Source organism: Thalassospira sp. ER-Se-21-Dark (genome assembly GCF_017922435.1).
GTDB lineage: Bacteria > Pseudomonadota > Alphaproteobacteria > Rhodospirillales > Thalassospiraceae > Thalassospira.
In genome coordinates this window covers 550,203-573,392 of the sequence record NZ_VDEZ01000002.1, presented here as the reverse complement: position 1 = coordinate 573,392, position 23,190 = coordinate 550,203, and the positions used below count along the sequence as shown (strand labels likewise).

Here is a 23,190-nt window from a genome sequence, read left to right as displayed (position 1 = left end):
CCACAAAGGTGCTATCAACGGCGGACCATAGTACAAGGGATGCCAGAGAATGCTTTTAACCTATGTCACCGGATTTGGCCTTGGCGGCGGGCTGATCATTGCGATTGGCGCGCAGAATGCCTTTGTTCTCGGTCAGGGATTGCGGCGCAATCATCCGCTGATGGTGGCCTTCGTATGCGCTTTGTGTGATGCCGTTTTGATTGCGGCGGGTGTCGCAGGGCTCGGAACCCTGATTGCCGCCTACCCGCTCCTCACAAAGCTTGCGGCCTGGGGCGGCGGTTTATTCCTGATCTGGTATGGATTTGGTGCTCTGCGGCGGTTGTTTGAAACCGAAACATTGTCGGAAAAGGTGATTTCAAAAACCGGTTGGAAAGCGGTTCTTGCAACCACCCTTGCGGTCACGCTTTTGAACCCGCATGTCTATCTTGATACGGTTGTCATGCTTGGTGGTATTGGCGGGCAGTATCCGACGGGCGAAAGACTTGGCTTTGCCTTGGGTGCCATGAGTGCCAGTTTTGTCTGGTTCTTTACCATTGCACTGGGGGCTGCATGGCTTGCACCCTATGTCGCGCGCCCAATCACCTGGAAGATCATTGATGGCGTAACCTGTGGCGTGATGTGGCTGGTGGCCTATAGCCTGCTGGCACCGGAAATACGGGCGCTCATCGGGAACTAGGACGCCAAGTCGAGTGCGCCCTACTCGTCCATTGCTTCCTTGAAATGCCGACGACAGACCGGGACATAACGGTCATTGCCGCCGATTTCGACTTGCGCCCCTTCGCGGACAGGCTTGCCATCCCCGTCAACCCGCAAAACCATGCCGGCCTTGCGGCCGCAATGGCAGATGGTTTTAAGCTCGTTAAGCTTGTCCGCCCAAGCGAGCAGCCACTTGGAACCTTCAAACAGCTGCCCCTGGAAATCGGTGCGGATGCCATAGCACAACACAGGAATGCCATGGATGTCGGCGATATCGGAAAGTTGCCAGACCTGTTCTTTAGAAAGGAACTGTGCCTCGTCAATCAGGACACAATCGACTTTTCCCTTTTCGACCTGCTCCAGGATCAGGGAAGTCATATCAGTGTTGGCATCAAACAGCAGTGCCGGTGCTTCAAGACCAATGCGCGACGCAATCTTGCCTTCGCCAAAGCGGTTATCAAACGCCACTGTCATCAGCAACGTTTCCATGCCGCGTTCACGGTAATTGAAACTCGCCTGAAGCAAGGTGGTCGATTTCCCAGCATTCATGGACGAGTAATAGAAAAACAGATTGGCCATGCGTCTCCCCCGAAAGTCGTCACAGGGGAATAGCCCAACAATCAAGAATGATCAATATGGCTGTCGCCTTGAACTTGCCCATTGCGTGAAATATCGATTTCACGCATTTCTCGCCGCATGTAATCCAGAAGTGACTGAACCTTTGCACTGCGGGTCACACCGCCCGGATAAACGGCATAGATCTCAAGATCGGGCAGCTTGCAATCAGGCAAAACCCGGATCAAGTCGCCGTTATCAATTTCCTGCTGAACATCACATAGCGGAACAACCGCCAATCCATGACCGCCCCGCAGAAACTGCAATCTGGCTGTCGCGTTATCCACCCGAACACTGCCCGACACACGGATATTTCGGGTACCCTCGGTACATTGAAGTGTGAGCGCCTCAGGAACGCGGCTATACATCACCCATTCATGTTCGGACAAATCATCCGGGCTTTCGGGCAATCCGAACTTGCCAACATAGGACTTGCTGGCTGCGATGATCCTGTGGGTCTGATAAAGTTTGAAATTCTTGAGTTCCGAATTTTTCAATGGCCCGGAACGCACGGCGATATCAATGCCGCGACCAATCAGATCGACAACTTCGTCGCTGAGATGCACATCGATCGAAACACCCGGATATGTTTGCCTAAACCGGTCAAGGATCGGCACAATTCGCAGCGTGCCAAGATGAACCGAACAGGTCAGCGATATCTTTCCCACCGGGTCGTCACGCAATTCTTCGACGCGTTTCCGCGCTGCTTCGGCTTCAAGGGAAATGGTCCGGCAGCTGTCGTAATAGCGTGCCCCCGCATCAGTCAGGCTGAAACTGCGTGTGCTTCTGCGCAACAAAGGCACGCCAAGGCGGGTCTCAAGCTGGCGAATTTGATGGGAAATGGCAGCACGGCTGAGCCCCATCTTCCGCGCAGCCGCAGAAAACCCGCCTTCGTCAACAACGCGGGCAAAAATCATCATCGCCCGAACTTCATCAAGTGCCGACATGTTATATGCTCATTAAATTTGACAATGTGTTCACTTCATCAATCTTTCGCAAATTCTGTCAGCCAGTTAAGATGAGTGCAAATGAATTCCACGCATGGAGGAACTGATGCGTATTTTGATGATTGTTACGTCGCACGATCAGATGGGTGACACCGGACACAAGACCGGTATCTGGCTCGAAGAGTTTGCAGCCCCTTACTATCGCTTCAAGGATGCCGGGGCAGAAATTACGCTGGCATCCCCCAAAGGCGGTAAGCCCCCCCTTGATCCCAACAGTCAGGTGCCCGATGCCCTGACCGATGCGACCGAGCGGTTTGAAAAGGACGACGCGGCAAACGCGGCTTTCGCCAACACCGTCACCCTTGACGGTCTGAAAGCCGATGATTTTGACGCCCTGTTCTATCCGGGTGGGCATGGTCCGCTCTGGGATCTTGCAACAGATCAGAAATCCATTGCCCTGATCGAGGCGTTCGTTGCCCAGAATAAACCGGTTGCTGCCGTCTGCCATGGCCCGGCCGCCCTGGTGAACGCCAAGACGCCAGACGGCAAACCGCTCGTTTCGGGCAAACGCGTTACCAGCTTCACCAATGATGAAGAAAAGGCCGTCGGCCTTGAAAACGTCGTGCCGCTGTCGATTGAAGACGAATTCAAGAAGCACGGCGCAACATTCGAGCGCGGCGATAACTGGGCTTCCTATGCGGTTGTTGATGGCAAACTTGTCACCGGTCAGAACCCGGCATCAAGCGATGCAACGGCCGATGAAGTCATCAAACTTTTGTCTGCATAAAACTGCTTGACCTTCCATCTACTGGAACCTCCATACTGCGTTCATAGACACTGATCATATGGAGAAATCTGATGGTGAAACTGAAGGTCGAAAAAATGAGCTGCGGTCACTGCGCAAGTGCCGTGACCAAAGCAGCAACAAAGGTCAGCGGCGTTGAAGGTGCCGAGGTTGATCTGGCCAATGGCGAAGTCGCCGTTTCCGGAAACCCGGACGTCAATGCCCTGATTGCGGCGATCACCGATGCTGGCTATCCGGCATCAGAAGCCCGCTAGACTAGTAGACACCCACGTTCGCGTCCCCCACCCGAACGTCAGAGCCGCCAGTATTGAAAATATGCTGGCGGCTTTTCTTTACCCTGCGTGCTCGTTTGTGCAAACATCGCCACAAACAGAAAGCGGCACCAAATGACTTTTCATATCACAGCCCTGTGCGGAAGCCTTCGCCAAGCATCGATCAACAGAACGCTCCTTCAAGCGGCACAAAAGGTTGCGGGCCCCCATGGTGCAACCATTCATCTGTTTGATGGCTTGGGCCACCTTCCGATCTTTAATCCGGACAATGAAGATACCGATGATCACAATGTCGCGGCGTTTCGAGATGCACTTCGCCGCGCGGATGCAGTCCTGATCGCCAGTCCCGAATATGCCCATGGTGTCACCGGCGCGATCAAGAATGCCCTTGATTGGGTGGTGGCCAGTGGCGAATTCATGCAAAAGCCGGTCGCCTGCCTGAATGCGTCAGGCCGCGCAACAATCGCGCAGGCGGCATTGATTGAAACCATTCGCACCATGGATGCACGTGTCATCATTGACGCGTGCATAACGATCCCGCTGAACGGCAAGAACTTCGACATTGATGATATTTTGCGCGATCCAACCAGCCGGGCATTAATTGAGACCGCGCTTCGACACTTAACGGCTGATATTCCAAGCGAAATGCAAAACCAGGCCATTTAGTCATACAAAAAAAGCCGCCCGTTTGGGCGGCTTTTTCTTTGGTCTGATGATTACAATCAGCCGAGGATTTTATCGCGCAGCAGCTTGTTGACCATGCCCGGGTTGGCCTTGCCACCCGTGGATTTCATGACCTGACCAACAAACCAGCCAAGCATTTTGTCCTTGCCTGCGCGGATCTCTTCAACCTTGTCCGGATTTGCGGCAATGACTTCGTCAATTGCCGTTTCAATCGCACCGCTATCGGTGATCTGCTTGAGACCTTTTTCCTCGACGATCTTTTCCGGATCGCCGCCGGTTTCGATCATGATTTCAAAGACATCCTTGGCGATACGGCCAGAAATAGTGTCATCAGAAATCAGATCGATCAGCTTGCCAAGGTTTTCAGCCGTAACCGGGCTGTCGGCAATCCCGACTTCTGCCTTGTTCAGCGCACCGAACAGGTTGGTGATCACCCAGTTCGCAGCAAGCTTGCCATCACGACCCTTGGCAACGACTTCGTAGTAATCCGCCTTTTCCTTTTCGGCGACAAGAACACCGGCATCATATGCCGACAGGCCGTTTTCACGCATGAAACGGGCCTTTTTCTCATCCGGCAGTTCCGGCAGTTCTTTTTCGATTTCCGAAATGAACGCATCATCGAAAACCAGCGGAAGCAGATCCGGATCCGGGAAATAGCGATAATCATGTGCCATTTCCTTGGAACGCATGGAGCGGGTTTCACCCAGACGCTGATCATAGAGACGGGTTTCCTGCTGGATTTTCCCGCCGCCTTCGATCACTTCGATCTGGCGTTTTGCTTCGATCTCGATCGCCTGCATCACGAAACGGATGGAGTTGACGTTCTTGATCTCGCAACGCGTGCCAAAACCCTCGCCCGGACGACGGACAGAAACGTTGGCATCACAACGCATGGAGCCTTCGTTCATGTTGCCATCGCACGTGCCAAGATAACGGACAATCGCGCGCAGCTTGGTCAGGTACGCACCGGCTTCTTCCGGCGAACGGATGTCTGGCATGGAAACGATTTCCATCAACGCCACACCCGAACGGTTCAGGTCGATATGCGAATATTTCGGGTCCTGATCGTGCATCGACTTACCGGCATCCTGTTCAAGATGCAGGCGTTCAATGCCAACCGACTTGGTCGAACCATCTGGCATATCAAGAATGATCGTGCCTTCGCCGACAATCGGTTTGTCGAACTGCGAAATCTGATAGCCCTGCGGCAGATCAGCATAGAAATAGTTTTTGCGGGCAAAAACGCTTTCCTTGTTGATCTTGGCCTTAAGACCCAGACCGGTTTTAACCGCCTGACGCACGCATTCAGCGTTCACGACCGGAAGCATGCCCGGCATGGCCGCATCAACGAGGCTGACGTTACTGTTGGGCTCGTTACCGAACTTGGTCGAAGCACCTGAAAACAGCTTGGACTTGGAAATGACCTGGCAGTGGACTTCAAGACCAACCACGATTTCCCACGGGCCGGTAGAACCTTCAAGAATATAGCTCATGGATCAGCCCTCCTGCCCGGCAGGTTTTGCGGTAAAGTTGGCAGCACTTTCGAGCACGCCACCAACACGCAGAACGGTTTCTTCATCAAACGGCTTGCCAATCAGCTGAAGACCCAGCGGCAATCCTTCGGCCGAAAGACCGGTCGGCACCGAAATGCCCGGAAGACCCGCAAGGCTTGCCGGAACAGTGAAGACGTCATTGAGATACATCTTGACCGGATCGCCTTCGTTCTCACCAATGGCAAAGGCCGCAGACGGTGCAGTCGGGGTCAGGATCGCATCGACCTGACCAAACGCACCTTCGAAGTCCTGATAGATGCGACGGCGGACTTTAAGCGCCTTGTTGTAATAGGCGTCATAATAACCAGCCGACAGCACATAGGTACCGATCATGATACGGCGCTGGACTTCCTTGCCGAAACCAGCAGCACGGGATTTCATGTACATGTCATCAAGGCTGTCGCCGTCATCCATGACACGCTGGCCGTAACGCAGGCCGTCATAACGTGCAAGGTTCGAGGATGCCTCTGCCGGGGCGACGATGTAATAGGTGCCCAGAGCATATTTGGTGTGCGGCAGGGTCACATCGACAACTTCGGCACCCGCATCGCGCAACATGGCAACGCCGTTATCCCAAAGCTTGCTGATTTCTTCGGGCATGCCATCAACGCGATATTCCTTCGGAATACCGATTTTCATGCCACGGATGTCACCGGTCAGGGCTGCTTCGAAATCTGGAACCGCAATCGGTGCAGACGTGCTGTCCTTGGCATCGTGCCCCGCCATCGAACCCAGCATGATCGCCGCGTCGCGAACGGTTTTGGTCATCGGACCAGCCTGATCAAGCGAGCTTGCGAAGGCAACAATACCCCAGCGAGAGCAACGACCATAGGTCGGCTTCAGACCAACAATACCGCAATAGGATGCCGGCTGACGGATCGAGCCACCGGTATCGGTACCGGTGGCGGCCAGCGCCATGTTGGCAGCAACAGCCGCCGCCGAACCACCAGATGAGCCACCAGGAACCAGATCCTTGCCGGATTTGTCTTTCCACGGGTTGATCACGTTGCCGTAATAGGACGAGGTATTCGATGACCCCATGGCGAACTCATCAAGGTTCGCCTTGCCCAGCATCACCGCACCATTGCCAAACAGGTTGCTGGTGACGGTGGATTCATATTCCGGTTTGAAACCTTCAAGGATGTGCGATGCCGCCGTGGTCTGAACACCTTGGGTGCAGAACAGGTCTTTGACCGCAATCGGCAGGCCTTCCATTTTGCCAGCGTCGCCCTTGGCGCGCTTGGCATCGGATGCCTTGGCCATTTCCATGGCCTTTTCGGGGGTTTCGGTGATGTACGCATTCAGATTGCGATGTGCGTCCATCGATTTCAGGTGTGCTTCGGTCAGTTCGACCGAGGTATAATCACCCTTTGCAAGCCCGTCGCGGGCTTCTGCAAGTGTCAGCTTTGTCAGATCAGTCATTATTCAACCACCTTGGGCACAACAAAACAGCCAGCATCTGTCATCGGTGCGTTTGACAGCACTTTTTGCTGGATATTGCCATCGGTGACTTCGTCCTTGCGCAGCGGCAGGGTCAGATCGGCAACAGATGTCAGCGGCTCGCAGCCTTCAACATCAACTTCTTGCAGTTCCTCGACAAAGTCGAGGATACGGGTCAAATCTCCCGCCAGTTCGGAGAGGCCTTCTTCAGACACGTTGATACGCGAAAGATAGGCAATACGGCGAACTGTTTCCTTATCCAAAGACGACATGGATGAAAGTCTCTCTTAAGGAATGACAAAAAACCCGGCAGATAGATATCTGCCAGAACGTGAATTACAGCGCGGAAACTAGCACCCCGCCGCCCCTGCCGCAAGGGTTCGAAGCAACGAAGAACGCCTGTTGTCGCGCTGTCTGGCAGATAAAACTCTCAGGTGCGAAAATCTCACCTGCCCAGATCGGATCGGGGATATGAAAACAAACAGGCCGACAACAAGAATGTTGCCGGCCTGTTTCGTGTTTATGCCCTGCCCGTGTCACGCGACAGAATGCCAGATCGGCTTAGCCCGGGCTCATACCACGCAGACGTTCGGAACGACGACGCAGCAGCTCCACGGTCAGCAGCAGCAGGATCGAGACAGATACAAGGATCGTCGCGGCTGCCAGAATGGTCGGCGAAATCTGTTCGCGCAGGCCGGTATACATCTGCCATGGCAGGGTTTGCTGACGGGCAGACCCGACAAACAGCACCACAACCACTTCATCAAACGAGGTGATAAAGGCAAACAGGCCGCCCGAAATCACACCCGGCAGGATCAGAGGCATCTGAACCTTGAAGAAGGTGGTGACCGGGTTTGCCCCCATGTTTGCCGCCGCACGGGTCAGTGACTTGTCAAAGCCCACCAACGTCGCGGTGACCGTGATGATGACAAACGGAATGCCTAGCACAGCGTGGGCCAGGATCACCTTTACATAGCCGACGAATGCCTGGTTGAGCCCAAGATTAAGCTCAAGCCAGTTGCCCAGCGGCGCATAGAAGAAGAACATGCCGGTCGCCGAAATGATCAGCGGCACGATCATCGGCGAAATAAGCACGGCCATCATCGCCTGACGCCCCGGCACGTGCGACTGGCTGAGGCCAATTGCGGCAAGGGTGCCAAGAGAAACCGAAATCAGCGTCGCAATTGGCGCGATGATCAACGAGTTCTTGAGCGGCACCATCCATTCATCGGTCCCAAGGAAATCGCGATAGTGCTTGAGGCTATAGCCCTCTGCCTTGAAGCTCAGCATTTCTGGCGTGAAGGTAAAGAAGTTCTCGGCATTGAAGCTGAGCCAGATCACCGGCAGAAGCGGTGCGATCAGGAAGAAGAACACAAACGCACAGATAAACAGGAATGCGTTGTGCCAAAGAACCTGCCCCGGCGTGTAATAGATCGGAACGCCAGCACGATATCGACCGCTTCCAACCCAGTTGGCAAACCAGCCCATCGAAATACCGACAAGGAAGCCACCAAACAGGCCGCCAAGCCCACCGAAAATCATGCCTACACCGCCGAAAAGCACGCCGGTCGCCAGCGTTTTCTGTTTGCTTTTCACCTTGATGATTTTCGAGAACACAAAGGCCAGTGCCGCACCGACCACAGCACCGATGACGAACCCGACCCACGGGCTGCCAAAGATGTTGCCGGTAATGAAGCCGAACATCGCGCCCAACAAGGCCACCAACGGCATCGTGAAGGTCATCAATTCGGGCCGTCTTACGTACGAGATTACTTCATTCATGTTCTTAGCCCCCCAACTTCACGTTATCGATGCCCACAATCTTGTCGTAGCACCAGTAAAGCCCAAGAACGACGACGAGAAGGATGGACCCGAGTGCGGCCGCAAGGCCCCAGTTGAGCGAACTTGAAATGTGATAGGCAATTCGGTTGGAGATGAAGACACCATCCGTACCACCAACGATTTCCGGCGTGATGTAGTAACCGATCGCAAGAATGAACACGAGGATCGAACCAGCACCAATACCCGGAACCGATTGCGGGAAATAGACACGCCAGAAGGCCGTCCAGTTCGTCGCACCAAGTGACTTGGCAGCACGCTGATAGCTTGGCGGAATGGTTTTCATCACCGAATACAGCGGCAGGATCATGAACGGCAGCAGGATGTGCGTCATCGCAATGACCGTACCTGTTGCGTTGTTCATCAGAACAAGGCGATCCGCATCGTTAACGAAGCCAAGCCAGACAAGGATTTCGTTGATCACCCCTTGCTGCTGTAACAAGACCTTCCAGGCCGACGTTCGCACCAAAAGCGACGTCCAGAACGGCAGCAGAACCAAAATCATCAGGATACTTGCCGTCCGCATTGGCAGATTGGCAAGCAACCATGCCACCGGATAGCCAAGAACAATACAGCTTGCAGTAATGATCAACGCCATGATCAGTGTGCGCGTGAACAGCGTCGTATAAATCTGCTGATTTTCCGGCTTCATCACGATGCCGTCGGGCGTCAGGGTCATATCGACGGAATTCAGGAAGTAACCCGGTGTCATGCTTGGCGAATAGAGCTTGATGGTTGCCCAGATATCAGCTGAGCCCCAATCTTTGTCTTCTTCGGTGAAAGCTTCGCGGAAACCGAATTGCGGAAGCTGATCAATATTCGCAGCCGCCGCCTGCAAGGCGCTTGCGCCCGCACCGTTATAGCTGTTGATCGCCGAAACCGTATCCGGATTGGTCAGGTCCATACCAAGGGCGCCATAAACGGACTCCCATGGATCTTCCTCGGCAACGGTGTCGCCATCACGGATCGCCGCCCAAAGGGCAAAGTCGGTATAGGCGCGTGCGGTCCAGGGCAGCAGTTGAATGATTTCTTCCGACGGCACAAAGCCGACATCACCGCTCATGTCTTCATCAGACATCAGCGCCATCAGTTCACGGCGTGTTTCAAGGAAATCTTCGCCGCCTGTGCCCGACATCATTTCGAACCAGAAAGAACCTTCTTCGAAGTTCGGATCGATGTCTTCAAGCGGATCCTGCCAAAGTTCACCGATATCATCAAGCGACCGCCCCGTGGTCCGGAACAAGGATGACAATCCGGATTGCTCGTAATTCAGGCGAGAACCAAGACGGGTGTGCTGTTTGGCTTCTTCTGCCTTGAATAAATCAATGTAAAGATTGCGGTATACGTTTTCGTGCGGCGGTTCCCCGCTTGATCCATCCCACTGGGAAAGCGCAATCACGGTTCCCGGGATCGTATTCGGCACAATGTCGTTTTCAACCGACCGGAAAAGCATCGAGAGAATCGGTACGATAAAAGTCACGACCACAAAGATCAAAAGTGGTGCAACCAGCATGAGCGCGCGCATTTTCTGGCGCATCAATGCCCTTCGTAGACTTTGTTTTAGCGGTCTGCCATCGGCAGCTAACACTACTTCTTGAGATGTATCACCCATTACGCCCCCGTAAGCCTGCCCCGGTGTTTTCGGTCTATTGTTTCGACCGGCAATTTATTGTTTAGCGAATTGGTCGGTAAAGGGGGCCGCGAACGGCCCCCTACCCTTAGCTCTTATTGAGCAAGCCAAGCCTGGAATTTGGCATCGATGTCGTCACGGTAATCAGCCCAGAACTCGTAGTTATAGAGGAACGTGTTCTTGGCGTTTGCCGGATCGGTCGGCATGTGCGGAGCCATGTCGATACCGAGTTCGGCGTGCTTACCAACGAGCGGTGCCGAGGAGAAACGAGCCGGACCGTACGAGATGTAAGCAGCCTGGTCAGCAAGACGCTGGGTGTCGGTTGCGAACTTTACGAAGTCCAGAACGCGGTTCAGACGCTCTTCCGGAAGACCGGACGGAATGATCCAACCGTCAAGGTCAAAGACCTGCGCGTCCCAAAGCATGGCGATCGGCTGATCCTGTTCTACGATTGCGGAGAACAGACGACCGTTGTAGGTCGAACCCATGAAGACTTCGCCGTCAGCCAGAAGCTGCGGGGTATCTGCACCAGCACTCCACCAGATGACGCTGTCTTTGATGGTTGCCAGCTTGTCAAGAGCGCGCTGCTGACCTTCCGGGGTTTCAAGAACACTGTAAACTTCGTCCTTGGCAACACCATCGCAGAGCAGAGCCCATTCCATGTTGTTGATCGGGCGTTTCTCAAGCGAACGCATGCCCGGATAGGTTTCGGTGTCGAACAGAGCACAGATGTCGGTCGGTGCCGGAGTTCCAGCCGGAACCATGTCTTCACGGTAACCAAATGTGGTCGAATAAACGATCTGCGGGATGAAGCAATCACTTACGAGGAGATCACCGAAGTCATCTTCTGCCGAGGTGCCATCCGGCGCTTCTGCAAGAACTTCGTTCGGATCGATTTCCATTGCGAGACCTTCATCGCAAAGGCGCATTGCATCGGCAGCAACCACGTCGACCAGATCCCAAGTCACGTTGTTGGCTTCATTCATTGCACGCAGTTTTGCAACGGCTTCGTTCGAGCTTTCATCCCAGGTAATCGAAACACCTGGGTTCATTTCCATATAAGGCTCAGCATAAGCCTTGATCTGGCTGTTCTGATAGGCACCGCCCCAGCTGACCAGCGTCATGTCGGACGCCATGTGGTCGTCGGCATAGGCTGCGCCTGCCGCCACAACAAGCAAAGCTGTTGATGCTGTAAGGGTTTTAATAAGCTGCATTAATAGACTCCCTGATTGTTTCCCGGACTATTCGTTGAGGACCAGCACCCGGGCGTACCGGTCCTGTATCTGCCTGACTAAAAGTTACGACGCGTCAAGCGCGCGGCAATCTTCTGCAAGCCAGCCAATCTCGATCTCCGTACCCGGCGTCAGGCGAACCTGATCCGGTGCGTTCCTAGTCTTGATGATAAATTCATCATTGCCAGCCACACGCAGACGTGTACGGAAGATGTCCCCCATATAAATGAATTCCAGTACCTCTGCCTTGAGCGTATGCGCGTCTGCATGCAGGCGATCACGGTTATATTCAACACGTTCAGGACGGATCGAAACGCGTGTACGTTCACCCACTTGGGTGACATTGACCGGAACGGCATCAATGATTTCGCCGCCATCAAGCTGGACAACACAAGTGTTGCCCTTGATTTCCTTGATGACGCCTTCGAGCGTATTGTTTTCGCCAATGAACTGCGCGACAAAGCTGTTTTCGGGCTGTTCGTACAGTTTATCTGGCGGTGCAAGCTGCTGAATCCGGCCATCGTCAAACACGGCGACGCGGTCGGACATGGTCAATGCCTCGGTCTGGTCGTGGGTGACGTAAACCGTGGTAATGCCAAGTTGATGGGCCAGATGCGTGATTTCAAACTGCATCTTTTCACGAAGCTGTTTATCAAGCGCACCGAGCGGCTCATCCATCAGAACCAGTTCAGGTTCGAACACAAGCGCACGGGCCAAAGCGACACGCTGTTGCTGGCCGCCGGAAAGCTGTGCCGGACGACGGCCACCGAAGCTTCCCATTTCAACCATGTCGAGTGCGCGTTTGACCTTCTCTTCCTGTTCCGCTTTGCCCAGTTTGCGGACCTCAAGCGGGAAAGCCAGATTTTCGGCAATGGTCATGTGCGGGAAGAGCGCGTAATTCTGGAACACCATGCCGATACCACGCTTGTGCGGCGGGATATCGTTGATCGAAACGCCACCAAGGCGGATATCGCCGTGGGTCGCGGTTTCGAAGCCGGCAAGCATCATAAGACAAGTCGTCTTGCCAGACCCTGACGGACCAAGCATCGTCAGGAACTCGCCTTTAGGCATTGTTAGGTTGAGATCTTTAACGACGAGTGTCTCGCCGTCATAACTTTTCTGTACACGTTCAAACTCAACGAACGCTTCATTTGATGCACCGTCGGCCAAACCCTATACCCCCTGATTTGTCATTGTTTGTTCAGCGTTTTCGCTTTTGGTGATTTTTGTATGCGGAAATCAACTGGAACCTGTCGAGCATGACGGTTCCCGAACCCCGTGGATAGAAGCATTGCGACACTCACGTGTAATAGGTGCGCTGCCTCTTTCTGTTTTTTTCTCTCTCAAGATGATCTGCGCATTCGGTCTGCCTGTTTCGCCCTGCATATTTCGATTTCGATCAATTTCGGCAGTGCGATATTAAAACAAACCTGCTGAGGCACTTCAACCCCTCATCATTCAGAAAGATTTTTACGCTAGGAAGTCCGCCATTCTTGGCTGCATTTAGAATAAAATGCGCTCACACACTCAACTCGGCGTCGTTTCTTCCATAAATCGGAAAACGATACATTTGCTTTGCGCTGGCAATTTCGCAAAAAGACTCCTATAAGGTCGCCATGATTTGCAATGACACTCAGGAATTGCTGCGGTTCTTGCCACCGGCAGCACGTGTATTGGGCCTTGATTTGGGCACCAAGACAATTGGCGTAGCCCTATCAGATGTAGGGCTGCAGATTGCCTCACCGTATGAGCTGATTTCACGAAAGAAGTTCACACGCGATATTGCCCAGCTTTCGTCGATCATCGACAAACAGAATGTCGGCGGCATTATCATCGGCTTCCCGCGCGAACTTGATGGTTCGATCGGCAAGGCGTGCCATCGCGTCTATGCCTTTATCGACGAAATGGAAAAGTATATCGACCTGCCGGTTTTGATGTGGGACGAGCGCCTGTCAACAAACGCGGTCGAGCGTATTCTGATTGAAGAAGTCGATATGACCCGCAAACGCCGCGCTGAAGTCGTCGACAAGACAGCTGCTGCTTATATCTTGCAAGGCGCGCTGGATCATTTGAACCGCCATACCGATCCCGGCGAGAACGCCGAACCCGACGATGACGATATCGAGGCTGAAGAAGACTGATAATCATCAGCCCGCCCTGACCAACAAGATCAAAGCTGCCTGTTCATTCAGGCAGCTTTTTATTTGGCTTTGATCACCATCATCACCCCGAAGAACCGTGAAGGCGGAATGATAAGCATACCGTCTTTTTCTACAGCCCCCATTGCGACAGCTGCATCGGTAATTTTCGCGATGTCATCGACAATTAATTCAAAGCCGGCAAATCCGTCTGTCGGAAATGCGGAATCCTCCACGCCATAGCGCGAAATCAGTTCATCGCCATGCAAGGCATCAACAATCGCATCGACTCCGATTTCCTCATAGAAGTCGCGCACCGCTTCGGCCGCCCAATGATCAACAAGAACCTTGCCAATCGCAACAGCGCCATTTTGATGGCTTTGATAGTCAGGGAAATAGAAATTCTGCACCGGGTGTCGATGTTGACACACAAACGTCACCGCATGTCGCAACAGTGGATGGTTGGCATAGGCCAACGAAAAGGCAACACCGACCGTTTCACCGTCAGGCGTCTTGGCATCGCGCTCAAAGTGAAATACCGGCGGCACTGCAGCACCGGCAGCGATAAATTTTTGCCTGTCCTGTTCGGCATCGTGCGACTGCAGGGCCAGCATCGACATGCCTTCGCGATGTCGCAGATAGTCGCGGTTATAGATCGGAAACGAAAATGGCTGGGCAAGGTCGGTTTCGGCAATCTTGTCCGGATCAATCACGGCAAGAAGTTCGATATACATGCCGTCAAGCTGGATCAGGGCATTACCGGTACCAAAGGGATGAACTGCACGCGGGGTCACTGTGAATCCGAGCTGCTTATAGGCAGCTATCGCGGCATCAAGATCATTCACACATAATACAATGTGATCAATCGCGCGTGACATGGCGTCCCTTTCCTTGAACATTCAGCGAGCTGGACGACTTTGCAGAACAAACAGTCTATCGACGCCAAAACCTGTTGGATGTGCTGACTATCACATCGGAAAACACCGGCAAAGAACAACTCGACACCAACTGAATTTTAGTCATCTATGCCAATTAGATATTGTGAGCGTATTTCACCCTGCTCAGATCGGTGATAACAGTATGGTGACGTTGAAAGTTCTTCTTCATTACGTGATGAAAGCCACCTGATGATTGCCATTCTCTCAGCACTTCTGCCGACCTTTGCCCTGATCGTTGTCGGGTATGTGCTGCGTGAACGGCGTTTCCTGCCCGACAGTTTTTGGCCGGGTGCCGAGAAACTGACTTATTTCATCACCTTCCCGGCCCTTCTTTTTTCCAACACCGCCAAAGCAGACCTTGGCAGCCTGCCGCTTTTGGGGATTGCGACAGCAATGCTGGGCACAATCGCGATCTGTACGGTTCTGATCCTTGTAACGCGCCCCGTTTTGAAGGTTTCGGCACCAACATTTTCATCGCTGGTGCAAGGCGCCATTCGGCCAAACACCTATATCGGGCTTGCCGTTGCCGCAGCCTTGCTTGGAACGCACGGACTGACCGTTACTGCCCTTTGCGTCGCATTGGTCGTGCCGACAGTTAACGTGATTTCTGTATTGGCATGCGCCCATCTGGGTGAAAATGATCGCAAGCCCGGCGTTTTGTCATTGCTGCGCGATGTGGCAAAAAATCCGCTTTTGATGGCATGCGTGCTGGGCAGCCTGTTTAACCTTCTGGGAATAGGCTTGCCGCCGATCATTGGCCCCTTCCTTGAGGTGCTTGGACGCGCGGCCCTGCCCATCGGACTGCTTGCCGTGGGAGCCGGTCTTGATCTTTCGGCTGCGCGGCGCGCAGGTTTCCCAGTCGGGGTTTCAAGCATTGGAAAACTGGTGTTGAGCCCTGCGATTGCAGCGGGTCTGTGTCTTATGCTGGGACTGCCCGATATCGAACTTGCTGCGGTGGTGCTTTATGCGGCACTGCCCTGCTCTGCCAGTGCTTATGTTCTTGCGCGCCTGATGGGGGGCGATGCACAAATGATGGCCAGTATCATCACCGTTCATACCCTGCTTGCGATTATCACCATGCCGGTGATCGCCATTTTGACCCAGGCCGTCTGATCGCCGATCTTCTGTCGTTCGCAACCTCAAACCTGACCGATCAGTCAGGAAATTTGATGCGATTGCATAGGCATTATCGGCAATATTTAACTTTTCGTGACAGGGGCAATTCGTTATGCTCCGCCCGAAATTTTTCAAAGATCATCCAAGGGAAATGTGCAACGCCATGAGCGTCATGGGACCAGCGGCGGATCATTATCCGCACCCACACCTCCTCGGGATCGAGGGTCTGACCCCCGGGGAAATCACCCTTATTCTGGACCGCGCCCAGCACTATGCGGAAAAAAACCGCTCCGCAGACAAGACCAGCAATATTCTGGCCGGCGCGACAGTTGTTAATCTGTTTTACGAAAACTCCACCCGGACGCTGACATCTTTTGAACTGGCTGCCAAACGTCTGGGGGCTGATGTTATCAACATGACGGTCGGAACCAGTTCGGTCAAAAAGGGCGAAACCCTGATTGATACGGCGATGACCCTTAATGCCATGAACCCGGATGCACTGGTCGTTCGCCATGGCGATAGTGGCGCGGTCAAGCTCCTAAGCGAAAAGGTCAATTGTGCGGTTTTGAATGCGGGCGACGGTCGCCATGAACACCCGACCCAGGCACTTCTTGATGCGCTGACCATTCGCCGCCACAAGGGACGCCTGCATCGCCTGAATGTTGCGATCTGTGGTGATATCGCTCATTCGCGTGTTGCGCGTTCCAATATCCTGCTTTTGAACACCATGGGATCGCGCGTGCGCCTTGTCGCCCCACCGACCCTGATCCCGTCCAAGATCGACCGGATGGGTGTCGAAATTTTCCACAACATGGAAGAAGGCCTGAAAGACTGCGACATCGTCATGATGCTGCGGCTGCAACTGGAACGCATGGAAGGCAGCTTCATCCCGTCGGTGCGCGAGTACTTCCATTTTCATGGCCTTGACCGTGCAAAGCTTGCCAACGCCAAACCAGATGCCCTGATCATGCATCCCGGCCCGATGAACCGCGGTGTCGAGATCGACAGTGAAGTGGCTGATGATGTTGAACGTTCCGTCATCCGCGAACAGGTCGAAATGGGCGTTGCGGTGCGCATGGCAGCGCTTGAATTGCTTGTGCAGAACCACAGAAAGATCGGAGGTCAGGCATGAGCCCCGCCATTCGCGCCAAAGGTGCCGGCAAAAAAGCTTTCATCAATGCCAGGCTGCTTGATCCGGTCAAACAGACCGATGAAACCGGTGGCCTCCTGATTGAAGATGACACCATCGCCAAAAGTGGCCCGGACATCACCGAAGGCACCGTTCCCGATGGTTTTGAAATCATTGACCTTGGCGGTGCATGCCTTGCACCGGGTCTGGTTGATATGCGTGCCCAATTGCGTGAACCGGGGTTTGAGCATCAGGAAACCATCGAAACCGCCGGCAAGTCTGCGGCGATCGGTGGCGTCACCACCATTATTGCGCTGCCCAACACCGATCCGGTGATTGATGACGTGGCCGGTGTTGAATTCATTGCCCGTCGTGCCCGCAAGGTTGGCTTGGCCAAGGTATTTGTCTATGGCGCCGTCTCCAAGGGCATCGAGGGGCAGGAAATCACCGAGATGGGCCTGCTTCATCATGCCGGTGCAGTTGCCTTTTGCGACGGGATCAAGACCATTGCCAGTGCACGCCTGCTGCGTCAGGCCCTGTCCTATTCCACGTTCTTTGATGGCATGATCGTCCAACACCCTGAAGAGCCCGAGCTTTCCAAGGGGGCGTCGATGAATAGCGGTGAACTGGCAACCCGCCTTGGCCTTTCCGGTGTCTCGCCACTGGCCGAAGTTATTCAGATCGAACGCGACTTGCGACTGGTTGAAATGACTGGTGGGCGTCTGCATTTCGCCCATATTTCGACCGGTGAATCGGTGGAAGTGATCCGCAAGGCAAAGAAACGCGGGCTTAAGGTCACCTGCGATACCGCACCGCCCTATTTCGCACTGAATGAGAATGCGGTTTCAGATTACCGAACCTTTGCCAAGTTGTCACCGCCGCTTCGCTCCGAAGATGACCGTCAGGCGATTGTTGCCGGCCTTGCCGACGGCACGATTGACGCCATTGCGTCGGACCACAACCCGCAAGATGCCGATTCCAAACGCCTGCCCTTTGCGCAGGCCGCTGCTGGTGCAGTCGGGTTTGAAACGCTGCTTCCGATGGCGTTGGAGCTTTATCACAACGGGCACATGTCGCTGCTCGATGTGATTACCAAACTGACCCGCACCCCGGCCGAACTTGTTCGCATCAAAGGGGCCGGAACACTGGCAGAAGGAACTGCAGCCGATCTGGTGATCTTTGATCCGGATCGCCCGTGGAAAATTGATCCGTACCAGTTCCATTCGAAATCGAAAAATTCACCGTTTGACGGCCGTCTGACACAGGGACGCGTCCTGCGCACCCTGATCGATGGCCGCGAAGTCTTCTCGGAAGGTGCCTGAAATGGAACTTGATGCCAGCTATAAGGCAATGTTGATGTCGCTCCAGGTTGCGACGGTCTGTGGGTACCTGTTGGGCTCTATCCCGTTTGGTCTGGTTCTGACCCGCATGGCAGGGCTTGGCGACATCCGCCAGATTGGTTCCGGCAATATCGGTGCAACCAACGTTCTGCGTACAGGTCGCAAGGGGTTGGCCTTCCTGACCCTGATCGGCGATGCGGGCAAAGGCGCCTTTGCCGCACTGCTGTTCACCCACCTTTATGGTGCAGAGCAAGGCATCTTTGCCGGCGGTGCCGCCGTTATTGGCCACATGTTTCCGATTTGGCTACGGTTCAAGGGCGGCAAAGGGGTCGCCACCACCCTTGGCACGCTTGCCGCCGTCAACTGGATCATGGGCCTTTGTGCGGCGCTGACGTGGTTGGTGATGGCGCTGATTTTCCGGATTTCTTCGCTTTCGGCACTCATCGCCATGATCGCAGCCCCGTTGGCGGCGTTCTTCATCGCCAATGATCCTGGCGCTGGATGGCTTGGTGTGTTTCTGGCTGTCATTGTTTGGCTTGCCCATCACGCCAATATCAAACGCCTGATCCGCGGTGAGGAACCCAAGATCGGCCAGAAGAAAAAGCAGGCTGACGAAGAAACGCCTGCTTCATAGGCGCAAGTCGCCCTTCGAATAGCTTGACGAAATAACGCCCGGATGACCACAATTCGGGCGTCATGCATTTACCAAACCAACAACCATCGCGATTATCGCAATCGGAACGTCTGGCACGCATGCGACTGGCGCGCAGCACCAATGTCGGACCGGTCACCTTTCGCAAATTGCTGGAACGGTTTGGTTCAGGCCGAAATGCCATTGATGCCCTGCCCGATGTCATTGCCCAAGCAAAGACCACGCGAAAGATCAAGATTGCCAGTCGCGACGAAACAGTTGCAGAAATCGAGGTCGCGAAAGCATCGCGGGCCCGACCGATCATTTTCGGCGACCCGGAATATCCGGCCCTTCTGGCGCGGATTGATGACGCGCCCCCCTATTTTTATGCTATCGGACGAACTGAGCTTCTTGGCAAAGCCGCCATCGGGATCGTTGGTGCGCGCAATGCTTCGGCAACGGGATGCGGATTTGCCCGTAAAATCAGTCATGAGCTCGTAAACGCGGGCTATGTCGTCGTGTCAGGTATGGCACGCGGCATTGATGGCGCTGCCCACACGGCGGCTTTGCAAAGCAACCATAATGCAGGCGGTGGTACGATTGCTGTTCTGGGTGGCGGTGTGGATGTCGTTTATCCCCGCGAACATCAGGACCTTTATGCGCAACTCTGCGAACAGGGGTGTGTGGTGTCAGAAATGCCGCCCGGCCTTCAACCACAGGCAAGGCACTTTCCCCGTCGCAACCGCATCATTTCCGGACTGTCTTTGGGAACGGTTGTCATCGAGGCAGGGCGGAATTCCGGATCGCTTATCACCGCCCGCTTTGCCGCCGAACAAGGACGTGATGTGTTTGCCGTTCCGGGCTCCCCGACCGATCCGCGCGCAGCAGGTCCGAACAGCTTGATCCGTGATGGTGCAATCTTGTGCGACTCTGCCGACGTAATTCTGGATGCCCTTCGAACTGCCGAGCAAAACAGTCATCTGTTTGAACAAAATCACACCTTCAACACAGATGCGCGCGACGCAATCTCTGACACCTCAGCCGAGGCATATCACGAGATAACGGCATCACTGGAACAAGATGCGGTCATTTTTGGCGCAAAGAAAGCCCCGCAATCAATTGAATTAGAAGACTTTTCTCACGAAACCGACGCCAACGAAGACTCCGTCAAAGAGATGGAAAAACTCTTTGATTTGCTATCTGCTAGCCCCCTTCTGATTGATGAGCTCATTCGTACGTCTGACTTGCCCGCCGAGCAGGTTTCGACAATTTTGATTGAGCTCGAACTTGCAGGAAGGGTTGAACGTCACCCCGGAAATAGGGTATCGCGTATCGCCAAATGAGAGTCGCGTCGGATATGGATGTGACAAATATTGTTGTGATTTGCCGCAATTTGCGCAATTTGATCTGAAAAACAGCGACACACTATAATATATGTGTGCAGACTTTCAGGTTACGGACCACACAGCATAATGACCGCCTTCGGGCGCAAGAACCGGACACGAAAAACGTAATGAATCTTGTCATCGTCGAATCCCCGGCCAAAGCCAAGACGATCAATAAATATCTCGGCGACGATTATAAGGTACTGGCCTCGTTTGGTCATATCCGTGATCTGCCGTCCAAGGATGGTTCGGTCGATACCGACAATGATTTTGCAATGGTCTGGGAAACCGATGGCCGTTCCGAAAAGCAGATCAAGGAAATTGCTTCGGCGGCACGTGACTCAGACACCATCTACCTCGCGACTGACCCGGATCGCGAAGGTGAAGCCATTTCCTGGCATATTCTTGAAGTTCTCGAGCAGAAAAAGCTGCTCCGTGGTCGCGATGTCCATCGCGTCGTGTTTCACGAGATCACCAAGAAAGCTGTCACCGAAGCCATCGCAAATCCGCGTAAGCTTAATCAGGAATTGGTGGATGCCTATCTGGCGCGCCGTGCGCTTGATTATCTGGTCGGCTTTAATCTATCGCCGGTTCTGTGGCGCAAACTGCCCGGTTCGCGTTCGGCTGGCCGCGTGCAATCGGTAGCACTCCGCCTGATTTGCGAACGCGAGATTGAGATTGAAGCCTTCAAACCCGACGAATACTGGTCGCTTGAAGCTGGCTTTGCCGTTCCCGAGGGCAAGTTTTCCGCACGTCTGACCCATCTGAATGGCGAAAAGCTTGATAAGCTGGCACTTGGTGACGAAAGTGCCGCCAAGATCGCCAAGGAAAAGGTCGAAAGCCGCAGCTACACCGTTTCAAAGGTCGAACGCAAAGACGTCAAACGGCGTCCGCAGCCGCCTTTCACCACATCGACCCTGCAGCAGGAAGCATCGCGTAAGCTTGGCTTTGGGGCCAAACGCACCATGCAGCTTGCCCAGCGCCTTTATGAAGGTGTCGATATCGGTGGCGAAACGGTTGGTCTGATCACCTACATGCGTACCGATGCCGTGGTGCTTTCACAGGAAGCACTCGCGGCTGCACGCCGCCTGATTGGCAAGGATTACGGCGATCAATACCTTCCGGCCAGCGCACGTAGCTTTGCCAACAAGGCCAAGAACGCACAGGAAGCCCACGAAGCTGTCCGCCCGACCGATCTGTTCCGTCGTCCGGAACAGGTTTCGCGTCACCTTGATAAGGACCAGTTGGCGCTTTACACCCTGATCTGGAAACGTACCGTCGCCTGTCAGATGGAAGATGCCCGTTTCGATCAAGTCGCAGTCGACCTGTCATCGAATGACAATCACGTGGTTCTGCGTGCAAATGGTTCTGTTGTGAAGTTTGACGGCTTCCTGAAGCTTTATCAGGAAGGCAAGGATGACGAGGCTGAAGACGAAAATGATCGTCGCCTGCCGCCGCTAAAAGAAGGCCAGAAGCCCGACCTTGGCAAAGTCAGCATTGATCAGCACTTCACCCAGCCGCCGCCCCGCTATACCGAGGCAAGCCTGGTCAAGAAGATGGAAGAACTCGGCATTGGCCGTCCGTCAACCTATGCGTCGATCATTTCGGTTCTTCAGGACCGTAACTATGTGTTGCTGGAACGTCGCCGTTTCGTCGCACAGGACCGCGGGCGTCTGGTAACGGCCTTCCTGTCGAAATTCTTTGAACGCTATGTGCAGTACAACTTCACGGCCGACCTGGAAAACCAGCTTGATGAAGTTTCGATGGGCAAGCTGGAATGGAAAGACGTTCTCAAGGATTTCTGGAAATCGTTCAAAGGCAATGTCGACGAGGCCAAGGAACTCAAGATCACGGACGTCCTTGATGCCCTTCAGGTGATGCTGGAAAACTACCTGTTCCCGCCGCGCGAAGACGGCACAGACCCGCATAAATGCCCGAAATGCGCGGATGGAACGCTAAGCCTCAAGCTCGGAAAGTTTGGCGCCTTTCTGGGCTGCTCGAACTATCCGGAATGCAATTATACTCGGCCGCTCGTTGCCAATGAAAACGGTTCCGAGTCCGAACTTGACTCCGGCCCCAAAGTCCTTGGCATTGACAAGGAAACCGGCAAGGAAATCACCCTTCGCAAAGGCCCGTATGGCGTTTACGTCCAGTTGGGCGAGGAAGAGGAAGTCGAAGGTAAGAACGGCAAGCCGAAAAAGGTTAAACCGAAACGCACATCCCTGCCCAAGGGATTGGAGCCATCTGTCGTTGACCTGACCAAGGCCGAAGAACTTCTGACCCTGCCACGTGTTGTTGGGATTTACCCCGATACTGGCGAGGAAATGAAGGCCAATATCGGCCGTTTCGGCCCATACGTTCAGGCGGGTAGCATTTTTGCATCGCTTAAGGCCGATGATGATGTTCTGACGATCGGTGAAAACCGGGCCATCACCCTGATCGCGGATAAGCGTGAAAAGTCCGGCACGGAAATCGGCAAGCATCCCGATGATGGTGAACCGATCTTTGTCGCCGTTGGCCGCTGGGGACCGTTTGTTAAACACAAGAAAACCATCGCCAATATCCGCGATGTAGAACGTGATGACATCACCCTTGAAATGGCCATCAAGGCCATCAAGGAAAAGGAAGCCAAGTCGGGCAAAACGACCAAGGCCGCGACCAAGAAAACGGCAACCAAAACCGCAACGGCTAAGAAAAAAGCCCCTGCGAAAAAGAAAACGGCTGCAAAGAAACCCGCAGCGAAGAAGACAACCACGAAAAAGGCGGCGGCGAATTAATCGCCGCCTTCCTTTTCTCTGGA

The 23,190-nt window shown here is 54.0% G+C and carries 21 protein-coding genes; 11 read left to right on the top strand and 10 right to left on the bottom strand.

The window, feature by feature from the left end; genetic code table 11:
• The first annotated feature begins 49 nt into the window (after window positions 1–49).
• Window positions 50–676 carry a LysE/ArgO family amino acid transporter gene (locus tag FHI25_RS10285; protein WP_210517509.1) on the top strand — a complete coding sequence of 209 codons (627 nt, stop codon included), beginning with the start codon at window positions 50–52 and terminating at the stop codon, window positions 674–676.
• 20 nt (window positions 677–696) lie between these two features.
• Here the strand turns inward: FHI25_RS10285 and FHI25_RS10280 are convergent, their stop codons facing one another.
• Both FHI25_RS10280 and FHI25_RS10275 read right to left on the bottom strand, forming a co-directional pair.
• The gene (locus FHI25_RS10280) at window positions 697–1,275 is read right to left on the bottom strand and encodes a thymidine kinase (protein ID WP_210517506.1); all 579 of its coding nucleotides are present in this window, start codon (window positions 1,273–1,275) and stop codon (window positions 697–699) included.
• A gap of 41 nt (window positions 1,276–1,316) precedes the next feature.
• Window positions 1,317–2,258, bottom strand: coding sequence for a LysR family transcriptional regulator (locus FHI25_RS10275; protein ID WP_210517504.1), 942 nt, complete (start codon window positions 2,256–2,258; stop codon window positions 1,317–1,319).
• Window positions 2,259–2,364: 106 nt separating this feature from the next.
• Between FHI25_RS10275 and FHI25_RS10270 the strand changes: the two genes are divergently transcribed.
• The 3 genes from FHI25_RS10270 to FHI25_RS10260 all read left to right on the top strand — a co-directional run bounded on the left by FHI25_RS10270 (window position 2,365) and on the right by FHI25_RS10260 (window position 4,001).
• Window positions 2,365–3,045: a type 1 glutamine amidotransferase domain-containing protein gene (locus FHI25_RS10270; protein WP_210517502.1), complete on the top strand. Its 681-nt coding sequence runs from the start codon at window positions 2,365–2,367 to the stop codon at window positions 3,043–3,045.
• 71 nt (window positions 3,046–3,116) lie between these two features.
• Window positions 3,117–3,317, top strand: a complete 201-nt coding sequence (locus FHI25_RS10265) for a cation transporter (protein WP_008890769.1) — start codon at window positions 3,117–3,119, stop codon at window positions 3,315–3,317.
• A gap of 132 nt (window positions 3,318–3,449) precedes the next feature.
• Window positions 3,450–4,001 (top strand): NADPH-dependent FMN reductase, encoded by a 552-nt coding sequence (locus FHI25_RS10260; protein ID WP_210517500.1) that lies wholly within the window; start codon window positions 3,450–3,452, stop codon window positions 3,999–4,001.
• Window positions 4,002–4,057: 56 nt separating this feature from the next.
• Here the strand turns inward: FHI25_RS10260 and gatB are convergent, their stop codons facing one another.
• From gatB to FHI25_RS10225, 7 genes are all read right to left on the bottom strand, one after another.
• A complete protein-coding gene (gene gatB / locus FHI25_RS10255) occupies window positions 4,058–5,512 on the bottom strand; it encodes an Asp-tRNA(Asn)/Glu-tRNA(Gln) amidotransferase subunit GatB (RefSeq protein WP_210517497.1) in 1,455 nt (484 codons plus the stop codon).
• A 3-nt stretch (window positions 5,513–5,515) separates the two neighbouring features.
• Complete coding sequence (gene gatA, locus FHI25_RS10250; RefSeq protein WP_210517494.1) at window positions 5,516–6,994, bottom strand: Asp-tRNA(Asn)/Glu-tRNA(Gln) amidotransferase subunit GatA; 1,479 nt, start codon at window positions 6,992–6,994, stop codon at window positions 5,516–5,518.
• Window positions 6,994–7,284, bottom strand: coding sequence for an Asp-tRNA(Asn)/Glu-tRNA(Gln) amidotransferase subunit GatC (gene gatC / locus FHI25_RS10245; RefSeq protein WP_008890773.1), 291 nt, complete (start codon window positions 7,282–7,284; stop codon window positions 6,994–6,996). Before gatC ends, gatA begins: the two co-directional genes overlap by 1 nt.
• Before the next feature lie 289 nt (window positions 7,285–7,573).
• Window positions 7,574–8,794: an ABC transporter permease gene (locus tag FHI25_RS10240; protein ID WP_040823753.1), complete on the bottom strand. Its 1,221-nt coding sequence runs from the start codon at window positions 8,792–8,794 to the stop codon at window positions 7,574–7,576.
• Window positions 8,795–8,798: 4 nt separating this feature from the next.
• A complete protein-coding gene (locus tag FHI25_RS10235; RefSeq protein WP_210517481.1) occupies window positions 8,799–10,388 on the bottom strand; it encodes an ABC transporter permease in 1,590 nt (529 codons plus the stop codon).
• Window positions 10,389–10,576: 188 nt separating this feature from the next.
• Window positions 10,577–11,695 carry an extracellular solute-binding protein gene (locus FHI25_RS10230; protein WP_210517479.1) on the bottom strand — a complete coding sequence of 373 codons (1,119 nt, stop codon included), beginning with the start codon at window positions 11,693–11,695 and terminating at the stop codon, window positions 10,577–10,579.
• 84 nt (window positions 11,696–11,779) lie between these two features.
• Window positions 11,780–12,883 (bottom strand): ABC transporter ATP-binding protein, encoded by a 1,104-nt coding sequence (locus tag FHI25_RS10225; protein ID WP_210517476.1) that lies wholly within the window; start codon window positions 12,881–12,883, stop codon window positions 11,780–11,782.
• A 446-nt stretch (window positions 12,884–13,329) separates the two neighbouring features.
• On the opposite strand from FHI25_RS10225, the gene ruvX reads away from it, so the two are divergent.
• Entirely contained in the window at window positions 13,330–13,854 is a 525-nt protein-coding gene (gene ruvX / locus FHI25_RS10220; RefSeq protein WP_210517473.1) for a Holliday junction resolvase RuvX, read from the top strand.
• Window positions 13,855–13,913: 59 nt separating this feature from the next.
• Here the strand turns inward: ruvX and FHI25_RS10215 are convergent, their stop codons facing one another.
• A complete protein-coding gene (locus FHI25_RS10215; protein ID WP_210517471.1) occupies window positions 13,914–14,729 on the bottom strand; it encodes a VOC family protein in 816 nt (271 codons plus the stop codon).
• A gap of 249 nt (window positions 14,730–14,978) precedes the next feature.
• Here FHI25_RS10215 and FHI25_RS10210 point away from each other — a divergent pair, with 249 nt between their 5' ends.
• From FHI25_RS10210 to topA, 6 genes are all read left to right on the top strand, one after another.
• Complete coding sequence (locus FHI25_RS10210; protein WP_210517468.1) at window positions 14,979–15,902, top strand: AEC family transporter; 924 nt, start codon at window positions 14,979–14,981, stop codon at window positions 15,900–15,902.
• 175 nt (window positions 15,903–16,077) lie between these two features.
• Window positions 16,078–17,037 carry an aspartate carbamoyltransferase catalytic subunit gene (locus FHI25_RS10205; protein ID WP_086013196.1) on the top strand — a complete coding sequence of 320 codons (960 nt, stop codon included), beginning with the start codon at window positions 16,078–16,080 and terminating at the stop codon, window positions 17,035–17,037.
• Window positions 17,034–18,356: a dihydroorotase gene (gene pyrC / locus FHI25_RS10200; protein WP_210517466.1), complete on the top strand. Its 1,323-nt coding sequence runs from the start codon at window positions 17,034–17,036 to the stop codon at window positions 18,354–18,356. The genes FHI25_RS10205 and pyrC overlap by 4 nt, the downstream gene beginning before the upstream one ends.
• Before the next feature lies 1 nt (window position 18,357).
• Window positions 18,358–19,008, top strand: a complete 651-nt coding sequence (gene plsY, locus FHI25_RS10195) for a glycerol-3-phosphate 1-O-acyltransferase PlsY (RefSeq protein WP_210517464.1) — start codon at window positions 18,358–18,360, stop codon at window positions 19,006–19,008.
• 62 nt (window positions 19,009–19,070) lie between these two features.
• Window positions 19,071–20,348, top strand: a complete 1,278-nt coding sequence (dprA, locus tag FHI25_RS10190) for a DNA-processing protein DprA (RefSeq protein ID WP_246879029.1) — start codon at window positions 19,071–19,073, stop codon at window positions 20,346–20,348.
• Between the two features lie 170 nt (window positions 20,349–20,518).
• Window positions 20,519–23,167 (top strand): type I DNA topoisomerase, encoded by a 2,649-nt coding sequence (topA, locus tag FHI25_RS10185; RefSeq protein ID WP_210517461.1) that lies wholly within the window; start codon window positions 20,519–20,521, stop codon window positions 23,165–23,167.
• Window positions 23,168–23,190: the final 23 nt, after the last annotated feature.

What these genes read in the sequence shown, in the direction of transcription:
- FHI25_RS10205 (WP_086013196.1), top strand. Translation starts at nt 16,078, where the DNA reads ATGGGACCAGCGGCGGATCATTATCCGCACCCACACCTCCTCGGGATC.
- gatC (WP_008890773.1), bottom strand. Translation starts at nt 7,284, where the DNA reads ATGTCGTCTTTGGATAAGGAAACAGTTCGCCGTATTGCCTATCTTTCG.
- FHI25_RS10215 (WP_210517471.1), bottom strand. Translation starts at nt 14,729, where the DNA reads ATGTCACGCGCGATTGATCACATTGTATTATGTGTGAATGATCTTGAT.
- FHI25_RS10235 (WP_210517481.1), bottom strand. Translation starts at nt 10,388, where the DNA reads ATGCGCCAGAAAATGCGCGCGCTCATGCTGGTTGCACCACTTTTGATC.
- FHI25_RS10285 (WP_210517509.1), top strand. Translation starts at nt 50, where the DNA reads ATGCTTTTAACCTATGTCACCGGATTTGGCCTTGGCGGCGGGCTGATC.
- topA (WP_210517461.1), top strand. Translation starts at nt 20,519, where the DNA reads ATGAATCTTGTCATCGTCGAATCCCCGGCCAAAGCCAAGACGATCAAT.
- FHI25_RS10230 (WP_210517479.1), bottom strand. Translation starts at nt 11,695, where the DNA reads ATGCAGCTTATTAAAACCCTTACAGCATCAACAGCTTTGCTTGTTGTG.
- dprA (WP_246879029.1), top strand. Translation starts at nt 19,071, where the DNA reads ATGCATTTACCAAACCAACAACCATCGCGATTATCGCAATCGGAACGT.
- FHI25_RS10275 (WP_210517504.1), bottom strand. Translation starts at nt 2,258, where the DNA reads ATGTCGGCACTTGATGAAGTTCGGGCGATGATGATTTTTGCCCGCGTT.
- FHI25_RS10280 (WP_210517506.1), bottom strand. Translation starts at nt 1,275, where the DNA reads ATGGCCAATCTGTTTTTCTATTACTCGTCCATGAATGCTGGGAAATCG.
- FHI25_RS10210 (WP_210517468.1), top strand. Translation starts at nt 14,979, where the DNA reads ATGATTGCCATTCTCTCAGCACTTCTGCCGACCTTTGCCCTGATCGTT.
- gatA (WP_210517494.1), bottom strand. Translation starts at nt 6,994, where the DNA reads ATGACTGATCTGACAAAGCTGACACTTGCAGAAGCCCGCGACGGGCTT.
- FHI25_RS10260 (WP_210517500.1), top strand. Translation starts at nt 3,450, where the DNA reads ATGACTTTTCATATCACAGCCCTGTGCGGAAGCCTTCGCCAAGCATCG.
- FHI25_RS10270 (WP_210517502.1), top strand. Translation starts at nt 2,365, where the DNA reads ATGCGTATTTTGATGATTGTTACGTCGCACGATCAGATGGGTGACACC.
- ruvX (WP_210517473.1), top strand. Translation starts at nt 13,330, where the DNA reads ATGATTTGCAATGACACTCAGGAATTGCTGCGGTTCTTGCCACCGGCA.
- pyrC (WP_210517466.1), top strand. Translation starts at nt 17,034, where the DNA reads ATGAGCCCCGCCATTCGCGCCAAAGGTGCCGGCAAAAAAGCTTTCATC.
- gatB (WP_210517497.1), bottom strand. Translation starts at nt 5,512, where the DNA reads ATGAGCTATATTCTTGAAGGTTCTACCGGCCCGTGGGAAATCGTGGTT.
- plsY (WP_210517464.1), top strand. Translation starts at nt 18,358, where the DNA reads ATGGAACTTGATGCCAGCTATAAGGCAATGTTGATGTCGCTCCAGGTT.
- FHI25_RS10265 (WP_008890769.1), top strand. Translation starts at nt 3,117, where the DNA reads ATGGTGAAACTGAAGGTCGAAAAAATGAGCTGCGGTCACTGCGCAAGT.
- FHI25_RS10240 (WP_040823753.1), bottom strand. Translation starts at nt 8,794, where the DNA reads ATGAATGAAGTAATCTCGTACGTAAGACGGCCCGAATTGATGACCTTC.